14 protein-coding genes are annotated in these 21058 nt (G+C 63.8%); 9 read left to right on the forward strand and 5 right to left on the reverse strand.

Annotation, left to right across the window (positions count from 1 at the left end; translation table 11 throughout):
- Positions 1-98 precede the first annotated feature (98 nt).
- The gene (locus ABN482_RS14190; RefSeq protein WP_349504595.1) at positions 99-692 is read left to right on the forward strand and encodes a hypothetical protein; all 594 of its coding nucleotides are present in this window, start codon (positions 99-101) and stop codon (positions 690-692) included.
- Between the two features lie 4 nt (positions 693-696).
- On the opposite strand, the gene ABN482_RS14195 is transcribed toward ABN482_RS14190, so the two are convergent.
- From ABN482_RS14195 to ABN482_RS14215, 5 genes are all read right to left on the reverse strand, one after another.
- Positions 697-1017, reverse strand: coding sequence for an AzlD domain-containing protein (locus tag ABN482_RS14195; RefSeq protein ID WP_109062919.1), 321 nt, complete (start codon positions 1015-1017; stop codon positions 697-699).
- Positions 1014-1745: an AzlC family ABC transporter permease gene (locus ABN482_RS14200; RefSeq protein ID WP_349504596.1), complete on the reverse strand. Its 732-nt coding sequence runs from the start codon at positions 1743-1745 to the stop codon at positions 1014-1016. The genes ABN482_RS14195 and ABN482_RS14200 overlap by 4 nt, the downstream gene beginning before the upstream one ends.
- A gap of 192 nt (positions 1746-1937) precedes the next feature.
- On the reverse strand, positions 1938-3410 hold the full coding sequence (locus ABN482_RS14205) for a glutamate synthase subunit beta (protein ID WP_349504597.1): 1473 nt from the start codon (positions 3408-3410) through the stop codon (positions 1938-1940).
- Positions 3411-3450: 40 nt separating this feature from the next.
- Positions 3451-8214 (reverse strand): glutamate synthase-related protein, encoded by a 4764-nt coding sequence (locus tag ABN482_RS14210; protein WP_349504598.1) that lies wholly within the window; start codon positions 8212-8214, stop codon positions 3451-3453.
- Between the two features lie 382 nt (positions 8215-8596).
- A complete protein-coding gene (locus tag ABN482_RS14215; protein WP_349504599.1) occupies positions 8597-8770 on the reverse strand; it encodes a hypothetical protein in 174 nt (57 codons plus the stop codon).
- A gap of 197 nt (positions 8771-8967) precedes the next feature.
- On the opposite strand from ABN482_RS14215, the gene ABN482_RS14220 reads away from it, so the two are divergent.
- The 8 genes from ABN482_RS14220 (at position 8968) to ABN482_RS14255 (ending at position 21018) form a co-directional block, all read left to right on the forward strand.
- Complete coding sequence (locus ABN482_RS14220; protein WP_349504600.1) at positions 8968-11448, forward strand: hypothetical protein; 2481 nt, start codon at positions 8968-8970, stop codon at positions 11446-11448.
- Positions 11445-13502 carry a glycosyltransferase gene (locus ABN482_RS14225; protein ID WP_349504601.1) on the forward strand — a complete coding sequence of 686 codons (2058 nt, stop codon included), beginning with the start codon at positions 11445-11447 and terminating at the stop codon, positions 13500-13502. The genes ABN482_RS14220 and ABN482_RS14225 overlap by 4 nt, the downstream gene beginning before the upstream one ends.
- A 32-nt stretch (positions 13503-13534) precedes the next feature.
- Positions 13535-14689, forward strand: a complete 1155-nt coding sequence (locus ABN482_RS14230) for a polysaccharide biosynthesis/export family protein (RefSeq protein ID WP_349504602.1) — start codon at positions 13535-13537, stop codon at positions 14687-14689.
- A gap of 1 nt (position 14690) precedes the next feature.
- Positions 14691-16037 carry an ABC transporter permease gene (locus ABN482_RS14235; protein WP_349504603.1) on the forward strand — a complete coding sequence of 449 codons (1347 nt, stop codon included), beginning with the start codon at positions 14691-14693 and terminating at the stop codon, positions 16035-16037.
- Between the two features lie 9 nt (positions 16038-16046).
- Positions 16047-16757: an ATPase gene (locus ABN482_RS14240; protein WP_349504604.1), complete on the forward strand. Its 711-nt coding sequence runs from the start codon at positions 16047-16049 to the stop codon at positions 16755-16757.
- Positions 16758-16878: 121 nt separating this feature from the next.
- On the forward strand, positions 16879-17913 hold the full coding sequence (locus ABN482_RS14245) for a KpsE/RkpR family capsule polysaccharide export protein (RefSeq protein ID WP_349504607.1): 1035 nt from the start codon (positions 16879-16881) through the stop codon (positions 17911-17913).
- Positions 17906-19828: a tetratricopeptide repeat protein gene (locus ABN482_RS14250; protein ID WP_349504605.1), complete on the forward strand. Its 1923-nt coding sequence runs from the start codon at positions 17906-17908 to the stop codon at positions 19826-19828. Before ABN482_RS14245 ends, ABN482_RS14250 begins: the two co-directional genes overlap by 8 nt.
- A complete protein-coding gene (locus ABN482_RS14255; protein ID WP_349504606.1) occupies positions 19825-21018 on the forward strand; it encodes a pectate lyase family protein in 1194 nt (397 codons plus the stop codon). The genes ABN482_RS14250 and ABN482_RS14255 overlap by 4 nt, the downstream gene beginning before the upstream one ends.
- The last annotated feature ends 40 nt before the right edge of the window (positions 21019-21058 follow it).

Below are 21058 nucleotides of genomic sequence, written 5' to 3' on the forward strand. Positions count from 1 at the left end.
TTCTTCTAGGCCCCTTGCTGGGGGAGTGCGGTGATTTTTCGGTATGAGAAAATTCGTTGCCACTGTGTGGCAGATTTTGCGAAACAACAGGAATGCTTATGTCATTGGTCACAGTAGAGGCGTTGGTGCAATATGCGCAGGAACAGGATCGCATCGCCGCGTTGGGTGTGTTGCATACGTTGTGCCAGCAGTCAGTAAACACGCGTTCGCTGGATGAACTTGCGGGTTTGCTCCGGGCACCATTGGAGCAATGGTGCCCGGGTCAGGAGATAGAAGCGCTGGATCGCTGCCTGGCCGGTTTGCCTGAGTATGAGGCGGCGCTGGCCGTTGCGTATGCCGAGGCCATGGCGCGGGCAGCAGGGCGGAGCGACATCAAGGGCGTGTATTGCGAGTATTTTTTTGATGGCAGCGAAGGATGCGCGGCCGACCTGTTTCTGTGCCGTGCGTTTTCGCGTGAGGATGATGACTGGGCGGCTAATTTCGCGCACGAAGATGTGATTGGCGGGCCTGATGTGGATGGACTGCTGGGCTTTGACCCTGACTTGGTGTGGGCTCTCGCGCCAGCCTTTGTCGCCGATGCTTACGCGCATGTTTTGTTGCTGCGCGGTTTTGTTCGAGCAGTCGCGGTTGGTCCGTCGTCACTGCTGCCTGTCGGCTTTGCCCAGCATGATCGTCAGATCGTCTATTTATAAATGGCTATGCGGCCATCCACAACACACCATTGAGCGCCGCCACGCCCAGTACCACGCTGAGCAGCGTATTGCGCCAGCGCAGGTAGCTCAGCGCCACCAGGCCCAGCGCCAGCAGTTCTGCGCCCAGACGCATGGGTTCGTTGCCACCGCCCTTGAGCGAGGCCAGCGTGAGGATGACCATGATGGCCAGCGGCAGTGTGCGATTGAGTGCGTCGATGGCGCGGTTGTTGCCAAGGAAGCGCTGGGTGGCCAGCGGCAGCAGGCGCAGCAGGATAGTCAGTGCCGACATGATGGCCAGGGCTGGCCAGAGATAGGATAGGCTCATCGCCCGGCTCCTGTGTCCATCTGCGCTCGCTGTTGCAGGCGATCATGGCACACCAGGCCGATCAGGGACAGCAGCAGGGCGCTGATCAGGACATGCTCCTGGGGCAGCAGCAACCGGCACAGCACGAAGGCGACAATGCCCAGTACCAGTGGCAGCCACTGGCGTCGCAGCAGGTACTGCTCGATCGCCAGGATGACGAACAGGCAGGGCAGTGCAAAGCCGAGGTTGGGAATCTGGTTGCCGATCTGCGGGCCGAGCAGCGCACCCAGCGCAGTGCCGGCGACCCACCAGGCCTGACAGGTCAGGTTGATCGAGAAGGCCATGCGGCCGCGCCGTTCGGCGGGCATGGCGCTCAGCATCGAATAGGTTTCGTCGGTCAGTGCTGCCAGCGAGTAGAGTCGCGTGGCGCGCTTGCGTGACAGGACCGGCAGCAGGGGCAGGGCATAGAGCAGGTGACGCAGGTTGAGCAGCAGGGTGGTCAACGCGAGCGCGCCCAGGCCGATGCCGCCCGCCAGCATGGGCAGTGCTGCAAACTGCAGGGCACCGGTATAGACGATCACGCTCATCAGTACTGCATACCAGGCCGGCAGTCCGGTTTCCACCGCCAGCAGGCCGAAGGCGAAGCCAATCGGAACATAGGCCATGGCGATGGGGATGGAGTCGGTCAGCGCCTGACGCCAGGGGGATGGCTGCAGGTGCTGGGCGCTGGCGGGCGAGGGCGTGGACATGCGGTCTGGGCAATGGGCGGAAACGATAGCGGCCCATCATAGCAAAGCTGTGGTGCCAGGGGCGGGCGACGATATGCAAAAACGGCCTGCATCGCTGCAGGCCGCTGTTCCGATACGCGCAAGCAGGCCAGGGTCGGGCCTGATGCGCAGGGAGCGCCGGGGGGAGCGGCGCTGATCCGTCGTACCTGTCGCTTAGCGAGGCAGCACGCTTTCACCCATCAGGAACTCATCCACCGCCCGGGCGCACTGGCGTCCTTCGCGGATGGCCCAGACGATCAGCGACTGGCCGCGGCGCATGTCGCCTGCCGCGAAAATGCCGTCTTCGGTCGTGCGGTAGTCGTCGGTATTGGCGCGGGCATTGCCCCGGTTGTCCCGGTCCACGCCAAAGGCGTCGAGTACCTGCTGCACCGGTGAGACAAAGCCCATGGCCAGCAGCACCAGATCGGCGGGCAGCGTGGTCTCGGTGCCTTCGATCGGGGTCATGTTCATCAGCCCGGTGGTCGGATCGCGCTGCCAGTCGACGCGCACGATGCGGATTTCCTGCAGCTTGCCGTTCTTGCCCTCGAAGGCTACGGTATTGATGGCCCAGTCGCGTTCGCAGCCTTCCTCGTGCGAACTGGAGGTGCGCAGCTTGATCGGCCAGTAGGGCCAGGTCAGTTCGGTGTTTTCCAGTTCGGGCGGACGGGACATCAGTTCGAACTGGGTGATCGATTTGGCTCCCTGGCGATTGCTGGTGCCGACGCAGTCGGAGCCGGTATCGCCACCGCCGATCACGATCACGTGCTTGTCCTTGGCCGAAATCACCTTGCTCAGGCGGTCGCCTGCCACGATCTTGTTCTGCTGGCGCAGGAAGTCCATGGCAAAGTGCACGCCTTGCAGGTCACGGCCCGGTGCCGGCAGGTTGCGTGGTGTTTCAGAGCCGCCCGCCAGCACGATGGCATCGAACTGCTGGCGCAGCTCTTCGGGAGTGATCACGGCCAGGCCGACACCATGGCGGTTGGCATCCGAAGACTGGCCAACATAGGTCGAGGGGCGGAATTCCACGCCTTCGGCTTCCAACTGGGCCATGCGACGATCGATCAGGTGCTTGGCCAGCTTGAAGTCGGGGATGCCGTAGCGCATCAGGCCGCCGATGCGGTCGCTTTTCTCGAACACCACGACAGCGTGTCCGGCCCGCGCCAGTTGTTGTGCACAGGCCAGCCCGGCAGGCCCGGAGCCGATGACGGCGATCTTCTTGCCGCTCTTGCGGCTGGGCGGCTGCGGGGTGATCCAGCCCTGCTCCCAGCCCTTGTCGATGATGGCGTGCTCGATCGACTTGATGCCCACGGGCATGCGGTCTATGTTCAGGGTACAGGCGGCTTCGCAGGGAGCCGGACAGATGCGACCCGTAATCTCGGGGAAATTGTTGGTCGAGTGCAGCACATCGAGCGCCTGGCGCCACTGCTGGTGGTAGACCAGGTCGTTCCAGTCGGGAATGATGTTATTGACAGGGCAGCCGTTGTTGCAGAAGGGGATGCCGCAGTCCATGCAGCGTGCCGCCTGCTGGCCGGCCTGGCCGTCGTCCAGGCGCAGCACGAACTCGCGCCAGTGGCCCAGCCTGCTGGCCGGTGCCTCGGTGGCCTCGTGCAGTCGTTGGTATTCCAGGAATCCTGTGATTTTTCCCATGATCGTATCCGTATAGTCTGTTCGTGTCAGGGGGCGTGGCTCAGGCCAGCGCCTTCTCCTTGCGTGCGCGGGCAGCCTTGGGCCGAGGGGGCTCGGCCGGGGCAGCGGTCTGTTTGGACTGGGCGGCCTGCCACAGTTCGGTCAGGGCGCGACGGTAGTCGCGCGGCATGACCTTGACGAACTGCTGGCGGGCGCTGTCCCAGTTGCCCAGCAGGTCGCGGGCGCGGAAACTGCCGGTGGCACGGAAGTGGTCTTCGATCAGGGTGCGCAGGATGACTTCGTCGGGCTGGCGGGACGACTGACGGTCACGACTGTGCCAGGTGGCAATGTCGCCAGCCAGTTCCTGCTCGGCTTGCGGCACGACATTTTCGAGATCGACCATGCCGGTGTTGCAGCGCTTGCGCAGGATGCGTTCCGGATCCCAGACATAGGCCACGCCGCCGGACATGCCGGCTGCGAAATTGCGACCGATGCCGCCCAGGACCACGACGGTGCCGCCGGTCATGTATTCGCAACCATGGTCGCCTGTGCCCTCGACCACGGTCGCGGCACCGGAGTTGCGCACGGCAAAGCGTTCTCCGGCTACGCCGTTGAAGAAGGCTTCACCCGCCAGCGCACCGTACAGCACGGTATTGCCGGCAATGATGTGCTCGGGGCCGTCACCGCGGAAGTCATTGGGGGTGCGCACGATGATGCGGCCACCCGACAGGCCCTTGCCGACGTAGTCGTTGGCCTCGCCTACCAGGTCCAGGGTGACGCCATTGGCCAGGAAGGCCGCAAAGCTCTGGCCGGCAGTGCCGTTGCACTGGATGTGGATGGTGTCGTCCGGCAGGCCCTGGTGACCGTAGCGGCGCGCCACTTCGCCTGACAGCATGGCCCCGATGGTGCGGTTGCGGTTGCGCACCGGCGTGATGAAGGACACTTTCTCGCCGCGCTCCAGCGCCGGCTTGCTGCGCTCGATCAGTTGCAGGTCGAGGGCCTTGTCCAGACCGTGGTCCTGTTCGCCGATCTGGCGAGGCGATTCGTCGGACTCGACCCTGTGGAAGATGTTGCTGAAATCCAGGCCGCGGGCCTTCCAGTGTTCGACGCCCGTGCGCATGTCGAGCAGGTCGGCGCGGCCGATCAGGTCGTCGAACTGGCGGATGCCAAGCTGGGCCATGATCTCGCGCACTTCCTCGGCGACGAAGAAGAAATAGTTGACTATGTGCTCGGGCTGACCCTTGAAGCGCTGGCGCAGGACCGGATCCTGGGTGGCGACGCCGACCGGGCAGGTATTGAGATGGCACTTGCGCATCATGATGCAGCCCTCGACCACCAGCGGTGCGGTGGCGAAGCCGAACTCGTCGGCACCGAGCAGGGCACCGATCACCACGTCGCGGCCGGTCTTCATCTGGCCGTCGGCCTGGACCCGGATGCGGCTGCGCAGGTGGTTCAGGAGCAGCGTCTGCTGGGTTTCGGCCAGGCCCAGTTCCCAGGGCGTGCCGGCGTGCTTGATGGACGATACCGGCGAGGCACCGGTGCCGCCGTCATGGCCGGCGATCACGACATGGTCGGCCTTGGCCTTGGCCACGCCGGCCGCCACCGTGCCGACGCCCACCTTGGACACCAGCTTGACCGAGATCGAGGCACGCGGATTGACGTTCTTCAGGTCGTGGATCAGTTGTGCCAGATCCTCGATGGAGTAAATGTCGTGGTGCGGGGGAGGCGAGATCAGGCCGACGCCCGGAACCGAATAGCGCAACTGGGCGATGTATTCGGATACCTTGTGGCCGGGCAACTGACCGCCTTCGCCGGGCTTGGCACCCTGGGCCATCTTGATCTGGATCTGGTCGGCGCTGACCAGGTATTCGGCACTGACACCGAAGCGGCCCGAGGCCACCTGCTTGATGCGCGAGCGCAGCGAGTCACCCAACTGGAGCGGAATGTCTGCCGCGACGCGGTCGGAGCCCAGTACCGAGGCCAGCGTATCGTTAGCTTCGATGCCGCTGGTGCCGTGGCGCAGTTCGTGCTCGTAGCGGCGTGGGTCTTCGCCGCCTTCGCCGGTATTGGATTTGCCGCCGATACGGTTCATGGCAACGGCCAGCACGGCGTGTGCCTCGGTCGAGATCGAGCCCAGCGACATGGCTCCGGTAGCAAAGCGACGCACAATGCTGACGGCCGGTTCGACGTCGTCGAGGGTAATGGCGCGGGTCGGATCGAAACGGAATTCGAACAGCCCGCGCAGCGTCATGTGGCGCTTGCTCTGGTCGTTGATGATCTGCGCGTATTCCTTGTAACTGCGATAGTTGTTGCCGCGTGCCGCATGCTGCAGGTGGGCGATGGCATCGGGTGTCCACATATGCTCTTCGCCGCGGGTGCGGAAGGCGTATTCGCCGCCGGCATCCAGCGCATTGACCAGTACCGGGTCGGCGCTGAAGGCCGCCTTGTGCATGCGCAGGGCTTCGTCGGCCACGGTGAAGATGTCGATGCCCTGGATCGGGCTGGGCGTGCCGGAGAAGTATTTGTCCACCAGCTCGCGCGACAGGCCGATGGCCTCGAAAATCTGCGCACCGGTATACGACATGTAGGTCGAGATGCCCATCTTGGACATGACCTTGTTCAGACCCTTGCCGATGGCCTTGATGTAGTGCTTGATCGCCGTCTTGGTATCGAAATCGCTTTCGGGGCGGGCTGCCAGCTCTGCCAGCGACTCGAGTGCCAGCCAGGGGTGGATGGCCTCGGCACCGTAGCCGCCCAGCAGGGCGAAGTGGTGCACCTCGCGTGCCGAGCCGGTTTCGACGATCAGGCCGGTGCTGGTGCGCAGGCCGGTGCGGATCAGGTGCTGGTGGATGGCCGAGGTCGCCAGCAGTGCCGGGATGGCGACCCGCTCGGCATCGACATTGCGGTCGGACACGATCAGAATGTTGTAGCCGTTCTGGACGGCATCGGCGGCCTTGGCGCAGAGTGCGGCCACGCGGGCTTCGATGCCCTCCGGACCCCAGGCCACCGGATAGGTGATATCCAGTTCGTAGCTGCGGAACTTGCCGCGCGTGACTTCCTCGATATCGCGGATTTGCGCCATGTCGTGCGTATCGAGCACGGGTTGTGACACCTCGAGGCGCAGCGGCGGATTGACGTTGTTGATGTCCAGCAGGTTGGGCTTGGGGCCGATGAAGGACACCAGCGACATCACCAGCTGTTCGCGGATCGGGTCAATCGGCGGATTGGTGACCTGGGCGAACAGTTGGCGGAAATAGTTGTAGAAGGCCTTGGGGCGGTGCGACAGCACGGCCAGTGGGGCATCGTTGCCCATCGAGCCGGTGGCTTCCTCGCCATTGCGAGCCATGGGTTCGAGAATGAACTTGTAGTCTTCCTGGCTCCAGCCGAAGGCTTGCTGGCGGTCCAGCAGCGAGGCATGCGCGCGGGCGGTCTGGCGGGCATGCGGCTCGGCCTCGGGTAGCGAGTCCAGGCGGATGCGCAGGCGCTCGATCCACTGGCGATAGGGATGTGCGTTGGACAGTTGCGACTTGATTTCGCTGTCGTCGATGATGCGGCCCTGTTCAAGGTCGATCAGGAACATCTTGCCCGGCTGCAGGCGCCATTTCTTGACCACGCGGTTTTCCGGCACGGGCAGGGTGCCCGCCTCGGAGGCCATGATGACCAGGTCGTCGTCGGTGATCAGGTAGCGTGCCGGACGCAGGCCGTTGCGGTCGAGCAGCGCGCCGATCTGCAGGCCGTCGGTAAAGGCCATGGCGGCAGGACCATCCCACGGCTCCATCAGGGCGGCGTTGTATTCGTAGAAGGCGCGGCGGCTTTCTTCCATCTCCTCGTGCTGTTCCCAGGCTTCGGGCATCATGATCATCATGGCGTGAGCCAGCGAGTAGCCGGCCATGGTGAGCAGTTCAAGGCAGTTGTCGAAGGTGGCCGTGTCCGACTGGCCTTCGTAGACGATGGGGTAGAGCTTTTGCAGGTCTTCGCCCAGCACGGCCGATTGCATCACGCCTTCGCGGGCGCGCAGCCAGTTGAAGTTGCCTTTGACTGTGTTGATTTCGCCGTTGTGGGCGATCAGGCGGTAGGGGTGGGCCAGCGGCCAGGCCGGGAACGTGTTGGTCGAGAAACGCTGGTGCACCAGCGCCAGTGCCGAGACGGCACGCGGATCGGACAGATCGCTGTAGTAGCGGCCAACCTGGTCTGCCAGCAGCAGGCCCTTGTAGACCACGGTGCGCACCGAGGCGGACGGGACAAAATATTCCTGGCCGTGCGCCAGTTGCATGTTCTGGATGGCGTGGCTGGCGGTCTTGCGGATGACGTACAGCTTGCGCTCGAGGGCGTCGGGCACCATCACGTCGGCACCACGGCCGATGAAGAGCTGGCGGATGACCGGTTCATGCGCTTTGACCGTAGGCGACATGGGCATATCGCTGTCGATGGGCACGTCACGCCAGCCCAGCAGAATCTGGCCTTCGGCGCGCACGGCGCGTTCGAGTTCCTGTTCACAGGCCAGGCGCGAGGCGGTTTCCTTGGGCAGGAACACCATGGCCACGCCGTATTCGCCGGGCGGAGGCAGGGTCACGCCCTGCTGGGCCATTCCCTCACGGTAGAGCAGGTCGGGAATCTGGATCAGGATGCCGGCACCATCACCCATCAGCGGATCGGCACCGACGGCACCCCGGTGATCGAGGTTCTCGAGGATCTTGAGACCCTGCGAGATGATGGCGTGGCTTTGCTGGCCCTTGATATGGGCGATGAAGCCGACACCACAGGCATCGTGTTCGTTGCTGGGATGATACAGACCCTGGGGCGAGGGCGTACAGGATTGGGTCATGGCGGCGATTCCTGGCAAAGCGCGGTTGAGCGGTACTGGAAAACCAGTGAGTAAATCAAAAATACCGCGAGCCAAATCGCAGCGCAACAAAAATAAAAAAGGGTCTGTCCCCATTTGTTTATCAGTGTTGATAAGGGTTCGCAGGAGATGTGGTTTGTTACGTCCCTTATTTTGTCATTTCCTGACTGGGCAGCCAGAAATGTGGGTTGTATTTGCGAGTTGTTCCTGTTTCCAGATCGTATGAAACGCGATCCACAAGGGTTTCAAGCGCTTGCCAGTCGAGACTGAGTCAGGGCCGGCGGCGTGCATTTGCGCCCTGCGTCATAGCCTTGTTTGTGTTGCACCAGGATTAAGAGAATTAATTTGTCACTATTTAGTGCTTTCAAAAAATAAGCTTATATCCATTATTTTTTGAGTCATCTGTAATGAGTGTAATTCTTTCTATCCCCTCTTCCTGCCCCCTCTCCCAGCAGTCGTATAAAACAAGTCGCATTTGCACTGCAATAAAAATATTTTGAAAGAATGTTGCGATGTTTTGCGCATAGGATTCGTCCACCAGGATCCCTGAGGCACCAAAAGCATATTGGCTTTGCGTCAGCCAAGTGTTTTTTTGGCGACGTTTCAGGGCTCTAATCCGGCATTGCACAGAAAGTTGTTTCTATTTGTGTTGAACGCCCGTCCGATCGGACTCCCTTCGATCCCTTGTCTGGACTCCCAAGTTCAGCCCGTCACTAACCCTCCCAAGGACTATGAATGGCTGATTTCACGATCGCTCCCATTGGCACTTGCCGAATCCACACACCGTTGCGCAATGCCGTGACGCGCTACCCCTTCAAGCTGCAGCTCGGACGCAACTATGGTTTCGTGCACACCAGCACGGAAGCGCTCCAGCAGGTGCGCTTCATGTTCGGCGAGTGCGACATTCCTGCCGACGTCCAGCGCCTGATCTTCCGTCCGTCGGTGGTGGGCAGGGCACACAGCGCCACGCATGCGCCGGCGGATCTGTACTTGGTTGAGCTGTCGTCGCGCAAGTTGCTGACGCTGGATGGCTACCCCATCCAATCCAATTACCTGACCCGCCACTTCACCGAGTTCTTCGCCGACCGCGTCCGTGCCCGAACCTATTGGTCGCAGGCGGTCGCAGAGTTGCTGGCCGAGCGCCGGGCCTTCCTCGATCAGGATCCGGTCTTCAGGAGCCTGCCGGCGGAAGATCGCGAACTGCTGGCTCGCATCGTGAAACACGACTTGTCGGACGACGCGATCGAGGCTGAGATGCGGCAGATTGTCGAACTGTTGGGCAAGGACAAGGTGGTGTTTGTCACGCACGTCAATGCACTGGCTGCCGACAATACGCCCATCGAGTCGCGCCAGGAGCTGATCTGCGTCGTGACGGAGGCCGCGCAACGCATTGGCGTACCAAGTTACGACCCGACGGCCGCGATGAACAAGTTTGGCCAGGCCGAGGCCATGGAGAACGGCGGCCTCGACCTGACGCACTACACGGAGCGCTTCTCGGACCGCCTGGGTGCCGAGTGGTTCAAGGCCTATATGCGCCCGAAGATGAGCGCGTCCCTGCCGACGCCGGCGTCGGCCAGGCTCGGCAACGAGGAAAGCGTCGAACGCATCGAAAAGGTGTGGGAGTCAGGCGATGTCCGCGAGGCCTCGCGCCGCGTGCGCGATGTGCTGCGCCGCCATCCCGCTCTGCCGGAGCACGTCGTGCTGCTGGCGCGCATGCAGTCCGAGCTGGGTGCCTACGAGGAGTCGATCGGCCTGCTGGAGAATGCGGGTGCCGTCGTGGCCACGGGCAGCAAAGCCGAACAGATCCTGATGCGTAACCATTTCAAGCTGGGGCGCTACGACCTGGCGTATTCGCTGTCTGCCGGGCTGATCGGTGACGAAAAGGAAACGCCGGAGATCCTGCGGGTGGCAGCGGCGTCCGCGGCCCAACTGGGCCATCTGGACGAGGCGCTGAGCAACTGGAAGCTGGCGTTCCGCATGTCGTTGGCCAGCGACGCCTGGGCGACTGAGGCGGCGGATACGGTGCTGTCGATGCTGCAGGCCAGCGGCGATATGGAAGCCGCCCTGCGCTGGGTGGGAGAGGTACGCGAGAAGCAGCCTTCGAATGGCCGCAGTTTCGCCGTGCTGTGGCGCGACCGCCTGATCGCGGGGGATCGCGAAAGCCTGCGCTCCCTGGCATCAGAGTCGCCTGTGCTGAGCGATGCCGAGGTGTTCGAGCTGGTCCAGGAAGCCACATGGCGGGGCTGCCTGGTGGCCGCGTCCGCACTGACCGTATCGAGCGGCCTGATCAGAAGCGAACAGGACGATATCCGTGCCTGGTTGCAGGCGCAATCGGCCACGTGGGCGACCGAAGGTGCCCAGGCGCTGGAAGAAGGCCGCCTGCGCGATGCCGCCGAACGGATCTGCGCGCATCGCATGCTCGACCCCGATACCCTGGCCAGCACACGGGCGCTGCGTGCTTTCGAGCGTGCTACCCGCCTGGCTGTGCGTGCCGCGCTCCTGGCCGGCAACCACAAGGAAGTGATCGAACTTACCGACATCGCACTGGATGCGCATGTCGACTTCCCCGAGCTGGATGCGATGCGTGGCCGGGCTGCAGACGCTCTGGGCGACACAAAGACCGCGATGCTCCACCTGGAGCGCGCGGTGGCGGGTGAGTCCGCCCAGTTCAGCACCCAACTGTACTATGCACGCGTGGCGTTCAACGGCGGCTGGTTTGGCGAGGCCATCGATGCCTACAAGGCCGTGCTGAACCATGCGTCGGCAGACCAGAGCGCCAAGGAAGAGGCCGAGCGCCAACTGGGCCGCCTGGGCCCGCGCTCGATCCGTGCCGCGCGCCAGATACTGGCCGAGGGCGATCCGCAAGCCGCGTGGAACCTGCTGGATCGCGTGGAGCAATCGTGGCCGCAGATGTCCGAAGTCGCGCATGAGAAGCGGCGTATCCTGGGTGTCCTGTACGCCGAGGTACGCGCGCTGGAGCCGGCGAGCACCCATGAGCGCCTGGCGATTGGCGAGAAGATCCTGGCCCTGGTTCCCGATGACGCCATCGGCTTGCGCACTGCGGCGGTCGGTGCGATGCGCCTGCACATGTTCGAGAAGGCCTTGCCCTATTGGCAAGCGCTCAAGGCCCGTTCGGAGAATCCGGAACAGTTCGACAGCTACATCCAGCGTTGCCAGGTCTGGATCGACAAGGCAAATCGCAGGAGGGCTGCATGACGGGCCTATCCGATACCGAGCAACACGCCGTCGAGGCCTCCTCGCTTGAATGGGTGCAGGCCCAGCTGGAAGAAATCGTTGCTGCGTCGGGCCGGGTGCTGCTGGCGCAGGAGAATCTGCCGCGCGCCCAGGCGCTGGCGAATGATTTCCCGGATGATGCAAAAGTCCGTTTCCTGCTGCTGCGCCTGAAGGAGACGGCGGGCCTGAACGAAGGCATGGCCGAGCAGTGGTCGGCGCTCCTGCGTGACTACCCAGGCGATTTCCAGATCATCCGCTATTGCGCGACCCGTCTGGTCAAAGACCGGAATGTCGATGAAGCCCTGGCGCTGATCGACCGGCATTTCCCCAAGTTGACTCGCAAGCCGGAGAAGCTGTTCACCAAGGCCAAGCTGCTGGGTGATATCCGCGCACACGAGCAGTCCGACGCGCTGTTTCGCCGCCTGATCGCCAAGTACGACGCTCGCAATGTCCGTGTCGAGTTCGCCAAGCGCCTGCGCAAGCGTGGCCTGCTGCTGGATGCCTTCGAGGCGATCCAGCCGGTGGCGGATCAGCTCGCGGCTGGCAGCAAGGCGGCCGAACTGGCCAGCGGCCTGGCCGCCGATGTCGCGTTCTACCAGGGATTCGAGTCGGAAGCGGCACTGGCTGGCAAGGACATCAAGATCGTCTCGATGAAGCACGCGATCCTGCATTTCCGGAATCGCAGCGTGGCGGACCAGCCGCCCGAAAATCCGGTCTCGATCGCGCTGGTGACCGGCAGTCTGGGGCCTGGCGGTGCCGAGCGGCAGTTGACCCGGCTGGCGAGCGAGCTGCACCGCATGGCGTCCTCTGCCGACCAGCGTCCGTCCTTCATGGAGGTGCGGCCGGAAAAGGTCGAGGTGCTGGTGAAGCAGCACACCGAACCGCCCGGTTCTGCCAAGAAAGGTGGTCAGGATTTCTTCCTGCCCGTGCTGACCAAGGCGAATATCCCGGTCACGGAAATCAACGCCTTGCCCGCGATCTCGATGGCCAGCCAGCCGGTGGATGATGAGGGCCTGACGCGCCTGTTGGAAAAACTGCCGCCGCCCGTGCACTACGGCGTCACGCGTTTGACCCCGATGTTGCGCGAGCACGGTTTCGACGTCGTGAGCCTGTGGCAGGACGGCACGTGCCTGTTTGGCGCGCTGGCTGCGCTGCTGGCGGGCGTGCCCACCATCCATCTGGTGTTCCGGGGCTTGCCGCCGAACATCCGCAAGGACCGCTTTCGCGAAGAGTATCCGGTGTTGTACCGTGCTCTGGCGCAGGTGCCGGGTGTGCACTTCTGCAGCAATAGTCTGACGGCTGCCAAGGAATATGCAAAGTGGCTCGACCTGCCGATCGAACGCTTCCACATTCTCTACAACGGCGTGCCTGAACTGGCAATCCATCCGTCGGCCGAGGATGAGCAGAAGTGGAATGCCTTCCAGGCCAGCACGGCTGACGCAACCGAGACGATCGGCGGCGTCTTTCGCCTCGAACCCGACAAACGACCGCAACTCTGGCTCAAGCTTGCTGCGCAATACCTGAAGCGGCGGCCGCAGGCGCGTTTTTTCATCGTTGGCGACGGACGCATGAGCGACAGCATGACGGCGCTGGCGGAAGACCTCGGCCTGACCGACCGCTTCCTGTTCGTCGGACTGTCGAACCACGTGGGCTATTGGTATTCGCAGATGGATGCCAAGGTGTTGCTGTCCCGGTTCGAAGGCCTGCCCAACGTGCTCATCGAGGCGCAGTTGCTGGGCGTGCCGGTCGTGTCCACGCCTGCCGGCGGTGCGGGCGAGTGCTTCGTGCAGAACGTGACGGGTCACCTGATCGACGATCTTGATCATCCGGACCTGAACGAGGCATGCGACAAGATCGAGTCGATTGTCGACATGATGCGCGGCAACGATGTGTTGAAGCAGCACAGCCGGCAGCGGGCGCGGGAACTGTTTTCGCTCAATACGATGCTGGACAAGTTCCTGAGCCTGTGCGTGGCTGTCCTGGGGGCGTTTCGCTATGACGAGGACGCCGTCGGCCTGGACGCCAAGCGCGCTTGAAAGGAGGCCTGACTCTGGAAACGATGGACGCTATGCGAAAGAACGCGCCGGCCTTTGGGCTGCGACGCAAGGCGGCACTGCTCATGGCAGTGCTTGCCCCCCTGTTCGTGGCAGGCTGTCAGCTGCCGCGTACCGGTCCGATGCTGTATGAGATGACTGCGGCCAACGACGCCAGGGATGTCGTGGTGGTGGCGGTGACGCCCGAGCACGTGCGTGCCAGCCGCATGCCCGCTGTCGAGGATTTCCCGAAGCATTATCGCGACCTGACCCATGCCGGCTTCGACCGCCTCGTGCCCGGTGACGGGATCAACGTGACGGTCTGGGAGCGCGATGGCCTGGGCGTTTTCGCTGCCGACGCCACGGGTGCCAGCAACCTGGGGAACCACCAGATCGACTCGCAGGGTGACCTGTACGTGCCCATCCTGGGCAACTTCAGGGCGGCGGGCATGACGTTGTCGGCGCTGCGCGATGCCATCGTGGCGCGCCTGAGCAAGCTGGTCGTGGCGTCCGACGTGGCGGTGAACCGCGTGGGCGAGCGCGGCCAGATGGTCACCGTCCAGGGCAATCTTACCAAGCCGGGCATGTATCCCATCACGCAGACAGCCCAGCGCCTGAGCAGTGCGCTGGCGCTTGCGGCACCGGTGCAGGAGAACCCCGAACAGATGGTGATCACGCTGCGTCGCGACAACCAACTGGCCTCGGTGCGTCTGGCGGACATCTATCGCAACCAGGACAACGACATTCTGCTGCGCGCGGGCGATGTCATCACGGCGAGCGACGCGCGCGAGCACCTGACGGTGCTGGGTGCCGCCGGCAACCAGGGGCGCGTTGCCATCAGCAAGCGCAACTACACCGTGCTGGACGCGCTGGCCGATGCCCGTGGCCTGGATGGCGCGACCGCGGACCCGCGTTCCGTCTTCCTGTTCACGCCGGCGCAGGCCGGGGTGGACGGCAAGCCGGACACCGTCCCGGTCGTCTATCAGTTCGATCTCACCAAGCCCGAACAGGTCGCGATGGCGCGGCAGTTCGCGGTGCGCGAGGGAGAAGCGATCTATATCTCGGATGCGCCGTTTGCCCAGGTCCAGAAGGTCTTGTCGGCCTTCAGGTTCTCGATGAGTGCCGGCTTCAGCGCGACCCGCCAGATCGATGGCGGCTCGGGTCCCACCAATTCGGTGATCCCCGAATAGCGTGGCGACGAGCAATGAGGACCGTATCCGCGGCTGGCGCTCGCGCCGACAGGGCGGCAACTACACCGTAGGCGCGGGCGTCGCCGAGTGGCGACTGGATCCGGCCGCGCTGTTTGACAGCAACTCGTCGCCGGCCGTCCTGTTCAAGCCCTTGCTGGCGCGGTTGCAGGGCGAGCCGCACGATTCGGTCGCAGCCCGGCGGGCGGTGTATGACGCGATCCAGGCCGAACTGGACGAGGCGGTTGTGCGCCAGGGTGCCGATGAGATGGTTGCCGATTTTTCCCGTCGGCGGCTGCGTCTCATCGTGCGCCTGCTTGAACACGACATCCGCACGGAGGTCGAGGTGTTCAAGCCTGGCTACATGCCGGCCAAGCTGGTGGAGGAAGATCTCCGGCTGAACGCGGCGCACGAGCGGCGCGTGCAGCGGCGCAGGCAGGAAGAGGCGCAGGAGGCACGGCGTCATGCGTCACGCAACGACGTCGCGCTGGAGATCGCGCTTGCTCCTGCCGAAACCGGAGACCTGGCGATCCTGCGCGACCGCATGCGTGGCCTGCACCTGGGGCACGCCCCGCGCCATGCCGATGAAGGCGGGGGCGGCGTGCGCACCCTGTTTGCGCTTTTCATCTACCAGTTGCAGGTGATGCACGGTGAAAGCCGATTTGCCCTGGTCTGGGCCCTGATCGGCCCGGTGGTGCTGCTGACGCTGATCACGTCGATGTACATCATCCTGGGCACGCACTACATCATGGGCATGGACGTGCTCACGTTTTCGATGGTGGGGGCCACCACATGGATCATGTTTCGCCAGGTCACCCTGAGAACCAGCACGGCCTACGTCTCGGCGCGAGGCCTGCTGAACCTGCCGGGTGTAACGCCGCTGATGTGCGCGGTCGTGCATTCCTTCCTCTACATCACGGTGTACCTGGTGGTGTTCGGCGTGCTGATCAGCGCGGGCCATGCGTTGAACCTGGTCACGCTGCCGGACAATGTGACCGGATTCCTCATGTTCGTCGTGTCGATGGGGGTGTTTGGCGGGGCGCTGGGCGTATTGTTCGGCGCGATTTCGACCACCTGGCGCTTCTTCCTGAGGGTGGCACCGATCATCGAACGTTTCCTGCAACTGTTCTCGAGCGTTTTCCTGGTCTCGGAGCAGTTGCCGGAACAGTACCGCCCCTGGGTCCTGTGGTCGCCGCTGGCGCATGGCATGCAATTGCTGCGGTCGGCCTATTTCACCAACTACACCTCGCAGGACGCGCGCCTGGGCTACTTCCTGATCGCGCTGGTGTTCATGATCGTCGTGGCCTGGGCCGCCCAGCGGCTCGTACGCAGCGACGTCCAGCCCATGTGAGCGATAGCGATGATCCATCTATACGGCGTCACCGACGAACCCTTTGCATTCGGCAGCAGGCAGCCGCTGCTGACCGATGCCGACCTCGATATTCCGGTCGGGCGCTATGCGCTGCTCTCGCCCACGCCCGAGCGGCATCGCCAGGTGATCGACGTGCTGTGCGGCCTGCGTCCGCCGCGCCATGGGTTCGTGCGGCACGAGGGCCATATTTCCTGGGCGATCGGACGGCAGGGGTTCGTGCGCGGCAAGGCGAATGGCCTGAACATCATCCAGCTGGTTGCCGACCGCTACGAGCTGGACGCCGGGGAGACGGCCGATCTCGTCGCCGACCTCATCACCGAATCGCAATGGCTGGCCAGGCCCATGGAGCACTGGCCACTCTACATCCGGCAGGAGTTCTCGTTCGCGCTGGCGCTGGCACCCGCTTTCGACATCTACGTGATCGAAGGGACGATTCCTTTCGAGCCCTGCCGGTTCACCCGTCTCTGGCTGGCGCTGTTTGAGGAGCGCCTGGTCGGACGGACGCTTGTTTTTTCCAGTTATCGCCAGAACCAGTTGGCGGATTACTGTTTCAAAGGTCTAGTTTATGAACGAAGCGCTCTCAGAATCGAAGAAGACCTCGACCAGTGCATCAGCAAGTACCCGCCAAGACGATCCAGAGACGACGCCGGGTCAGGGGAGGAGTCCTTCGGAGGCGGCTTCGATGACGTCGGCTTCTGACAACGGCTCCGAGATCGAGCGTCGCCGCCGTGACCGCGATGCTGCGCTGCGTGGCCGCCTGCGCCGGCGCTGGATCAGCGCAGGCATCGTCATGGCACCGGTGGTGTGCGCGCTGGTCTACCTGTTCAGTATTGCCACGCCTCGCTACGAGGCGGAGTCGCGTTTCTTCGTGCAGTCGGCGTCCAGCCAGCAGCCCGCCGCCGCCGCCGGGGCGGCAAGCCTGATCACCACCGGTAACGCGGGCGGCATGATGGGCGGTTTCGTGGACGGCTGGGCGGTCAGGGACTTCCTGCTGTCGCGCGACAGCATGCGTCAGCTCGACAAGAAGATCGATTTGCGCCAGTACCTGGTCCAGGACGGTCTGGATCCTGCCAACCGGCTGGCGGAGGATGCCAGCGAGGACGCGCTCTATCGCGCCTACCAGGCCTCGGTCCATGTGTCGTTCAATGCGCTCGAGCAGATCGACGTGTTGCGCGTCAGCGCGTTCTCGCCGGAGCATGCCATGCTGCTGTCGAGGGAGCTGATCGGGCTGGCGGAAGACTTCGTCAGTCGCCTGAACGCGAAGGGCGTGTCCGACAAGCTGAAGGTCAGCGAAGAGTCGCTGCGGCAGGCCGAGGCGAAGGCGCTCGAAGCCCGCGAGGCCCTGACGGCATGGCGCACGGACCACGGCAACATCGATCCCACCGCCACGGTGCAGATGTTGCTCAATCACGCCAGCCAGCTCGAAAGCGAGTTGAACAGCGCGAAGATCAATCTGGACAAGATCCGCGCATTGGGCAACAACGATCATCCCATGCTGCGGCCCGCGCAGATGCAGATCGCGGCCCTGCAGAGGCGGATCGAGGGAGTGCGCGAGCGCCTGAGCGGGCAGGGCAATACGGAGGCGACGCTGCTCAAGTCGTACGAGGCCCTGAGGAACGCCCAGGGATTTGCGGATTCGAACCTGACCCTGGCGCAGCAGTCGCACCAACAGGCGCTGGTCGATACCCTGCGGCTGCAGCGTTACCTGTCGATCATCGTGCAACCGGTCGCGACCGACAGGCCCAGCAGTCCGCGCATGTGGACGCTGTTGTTGGAGGCACTGGCACTGGGTTTCGCACTGCTTTTCGTTGTACGCGTTTCGATGTCCTTGTTGAGGGGGTTGCGCCATGGCTGAGTTGAATGTAGCGACCCCAGGGACGCAAGCCGAGGCGGCGGCCCGGTTGCTGGCGATCATCCAGCGCATCCGCAGCGCATCGGATCCGGCCAGCGCGATGGCCGATTTCGATGTGGCGCTGGTGCTTGCGGCCGACGGCTGGCGCGATGCCAGGCGGCTGCTGGTCTCTCCCTATGTGAAAGAAGGCCAGTTTGCGCTGGCCATCTCTGCGCTTGACGTGCTGATTGCCGCCTATCCGCAACGCGTGGATGATCGCCGCATGCTTGCCAGCCTGTTGGGGCGCACGAAGCAGTGGGATCGTGCGATTGCCGAGGCGGATGCCGCTGCCGGGCTTGAACCGGATGACGCAACGCTGCATGCCGCAAGGATCCAGCTGCGCCTGCAGGCCGGGCAAGTTGGCGAAGCCGCGTCTGTGGCACGCGCCACGGCCGACAAGGCGGGCGGTGGGGGCACCGATGCGAGCGCGTGGATGATGGCGTTCATTCGCAATGGGGAGGCGTCCGAGGCTGCGCGCATGGCCGCGACGCTGGATCCGGCCGCCTTGCCCAACGCGCGCGTGGCGGCGATGGCGGTGCGCGCGCTGCTGGAGGATGACCGGGTCGATGCGGCGATCTGCTGCGGCGAGGCGGCCCTGAACGCCGCGCACGACAGCGCGGCCCTGCGCACCTCTCTTGGCCTGTCGTATTTGCGGCGCGCGACGGAAGCGGATCGCAAGGTGCATGCCCTGGCGCATTTCGAAGCCGGCCTGAAGGCTGCGCCCGATGACGTCAGGCTGCTGTCCCTGCATGGTGAAACACTGCTGCGTGCCGGACAGTACCGCGACGCGGTGCCGTTCTTGAAGCAGGCGCTGGCGTTGGCTCCGGACATGGAACAGACGCGGATGCTGTATGCGCGCGCGCTGCGTTATTCCGCGCAGCATGACGAGGCGGCAGACCAGTTGCTGATCCTGCTGGAGAAGGCCCCCGACAGCCTGCTGCGGCAGCGTTCGGCAATCGGCGCGCTGTCGCAGGCGGGCCGCAAGGAAATGGCCGAGAACCTGTATGCGCAATACGTGGCCAACCGCAGCAAACTGCTGCCCGACTCGTTCCAGGAGGCCGTGGCCGATGTCTCGCAGCGGCTGCATACCGCCCCGATTCCGCAGGCGCGGCTTGACTGGGCGTGGTCGTTGCGCGGCGATACCAGCGTTGATCGTGCATCATGGGAGCGTGCGGCGCGCTGGGGCCACCTGATGGACCAGTTACTGTTCGATTGGCTGGAGTGTCGGGAGGAGCGCGCCGAAGAGGCCATGCAACTGCTGGGCGATCTCGAGCCCGGCGAGCGTTTCTTTGCGCCGCTGCTGGCTTCTGGCCGGGGCGTTGTGGTCGCCACGGCGCATGTGGGGCCGATGTATGCCGCGCTGATGGCCCTGGAACTGCTGGGCATTCCCTCGCGCTGGTTGGCCACGGCACCAAATGTCGAGCAGAGCAGCTATTCGCAGGCATTGATTTCCACTGCCGACCAGTCGGAGGCGCAGGTTGCCAAAGCCTGCATCCGCGCGATCGGTGCGGGCTACGTGCTGGGGCTGGCCGTGGATGGCGCAGCGAACCCCGCTGCCCCGCGGACGACCTTCGAGGGGCAGGAAGTGACCTATTCGAGCTTTGCCTCGCGCATGGCGCACCGCCTTGGCGTGCCGTCGGTCTTCTATGCCCCGCGCTGGGAGAACGGCCTGGTGACGTTCACGCTGGAGATGTTGCCTGCGGTGCTGCCCGGCGAAGATGCGGATGCCTATGCCCAGCGCTGGCAGGCAGCCTATTTTGCGCTGCTGCGCCAGCACCTGGCGGGACCTGCCGAGAACCTGCGCATGAGTGGCGGTATCTGGCGCCACGTTACGCCGGCGGACCGGTCTGCCGTCCTGTCGGCAGCGGAGCGTGCATGAAAAATTGGCTGCTGGTGGTTGCGCTGTGGATGAGCGGCACCGCCGCGGCCAGCGAGCCGTGCGCCGTGCCGGATGTGCAGTGCCCGATTGTGTCGTCGCTGCTGCAGCATCGCGAAGGCTATGGGCAGAACGTCACGGGCGGCCTGGATGGCCGTTTCGTCGAGGTGACGTCCGATCAGGACGATGGGCCTGGCACGCTGCGTGCGGCGCTGGAAGATGCGAGGAAGTCGGAGTCACCCACCTGGATCCGCTTTGCCTCGGACATGACGATCGTGCTGAAGACGCAACTGCGCGTGCCGTCGAACATCACGGTGGATGGGCGGGGTAGGCGCGTTACGCTGATCGATGACGGGCTGGGCGTCTATCGCAGCCGGAACGTGATCCTGACGCACATGAGTATCGACGGGCGTCTGACCCGGTTCACGCAGGCGGTGAACGTCGCCAACGACAGCCGGGACGTGTGGGTCAATCACATGGACCTGGCCCGTTTCTCGGACCGGCTGCTGAATGTGAAGAACGGCTCGACCGATGTGACGGTGTCGTGGAACAAGTTCCATGATTCCAACAAGGTCATGCTGTTGAACAACATCACGTCGCAGAACGTGTACGAGAACTACGAGCGCGACAGGATCGCGCGCGTGACGTTGCATCACAACTATTTTCTGAACACGGTGCAGCGCAATCCCAGGGGGCAGTTTGGCACCTTCCATCTGTATAACAACCTGCTGGAAGACTGGAACCTGTATGGCATGAGCTTCAGTCTGGAGGCGCGCGCGCTGGTCGAAGGCAACATCTTCAGCAACCACGCCCAGCGCGCCTGTCTGGAACCAGAACGCACACCGACGATTCACGGGATCGACGTGAACTATTGCGACAAGCTCCCGGATTCGCCCAACAGGACTGCGCTGGAGAACGGTGCCGCCGACCGGCGCAATTATGAGCGGACGCAGGCCCAATATGGCTACGAGCGAGGCTACAAGGCCTTTCTGCGGGTGCGGGACAATCTTTATCTGGGCGAGGCCAGGGCCGTGCTGGAGGATGACCAGCCCGAATCCGTGCCGAACCCGCCTTATTGCTATGGCTATGAGCCGCCTACGCCGGCGGTGGCAGACAGGATCCGCGCGCTGGCAGGGAACACCAGCGGCGATGCGCCGATCATTGCCCCGCGTCGGGGATCCGCATGTTCCTAGTTCACTGCGCCGGTGACTCGGGCGGTGTCTTGGGGGGGGG

The organism is Corticimicrobacter sp. (genome assembly GCF_040137905.1).
Classification (GTDB): Bacteria; Pseudomonadota; Gammaproteobacteria; order Burkholderiales; family Burkholderiaceae_B; genus Corticimicrobacter.

Excerpts from the sequence above, each read along its gene's own strand:
- ABN482_RS14190 (WP_349504595.1), top strand. The coding sequence starts at position 99 with ATGTCATTGGTCACAGTAGAGGCGTTGGTGCAATATGCGCAGGAACAG.
- ABN482_RS14195 (WP_109062919.1), bottom strand. The coding sequence starts at position 1,017 with ATGAGCCTATCCTATCTCTGGCCAGCCCTGGCCATCATGTCGGCACTG.
- ABN482_RS14200 (WP_349504596.1), bottom strand. The coding sequence starts at position 1,745 with ATGTCCACGCCCTCGCCCGCCAGCGCCCAGCACCTGCAGCCATCCCCC.
- ABN482_RS14205 (WP_349504597.1), bottom strand. The coding sequence starts at position 3,410 with ATGGGAAAAATCACAGGATTCCTGGAATACCAACGACTGCACGAGGCC.
- ABN482_RS14210 (WP_349504598.1), bottom strand. The coding sequence starts at position 8,214 with ATGACCCAATCCTGTACGCCCTCGCCCCAGGGTCTGTATCATCCCAGC.
- ABN482_RS14220 (WP_349504600.1), top strand. The coding sequence starts at position 8,968 with ATGGCTGATTTCACGATCGCTCCCATTGGCACTTGCCGAATCCACACA.
- ABN482_RS14225 (WP_349504601.1), top strand. The coding sequence starts at position 11,445 with ATGACGGGCCTATCCGATACCGAGCAACACGCCGTCGAGGCCTCCTCG.
- ABN482_RS14230 (WP_349504602.1), top strand. The coding sequence starts at position 13,535 with ATGCGAAAGAACGCGCCGGCCTTTGGGCTGCGACGCAAGGCGGCACTG.
- ABN482_RS14240 (WP_349504604.1), top strand. The coding sequence starts at position 16,047 with ATGATCCATCTATACGGCGTCACCGACGAACCCTTTGCATTCGGCAGC.
- ABN482_RS14250 (WP_349504605.1), top strand. The coding sequence starts at position 17,906 with ATGGCTGAGTTGAATGTAGCGACCCCAGGGACGCAAGCCGAGGCGGCG.
- ABN482_RS14255 (WP_349504606.1), top strand. The coding sequence starts at position 19,825 with ATGAAAAATTGGCTGCTGGTGGTTGCGCTGTGGATGAGCGGCACCGCC.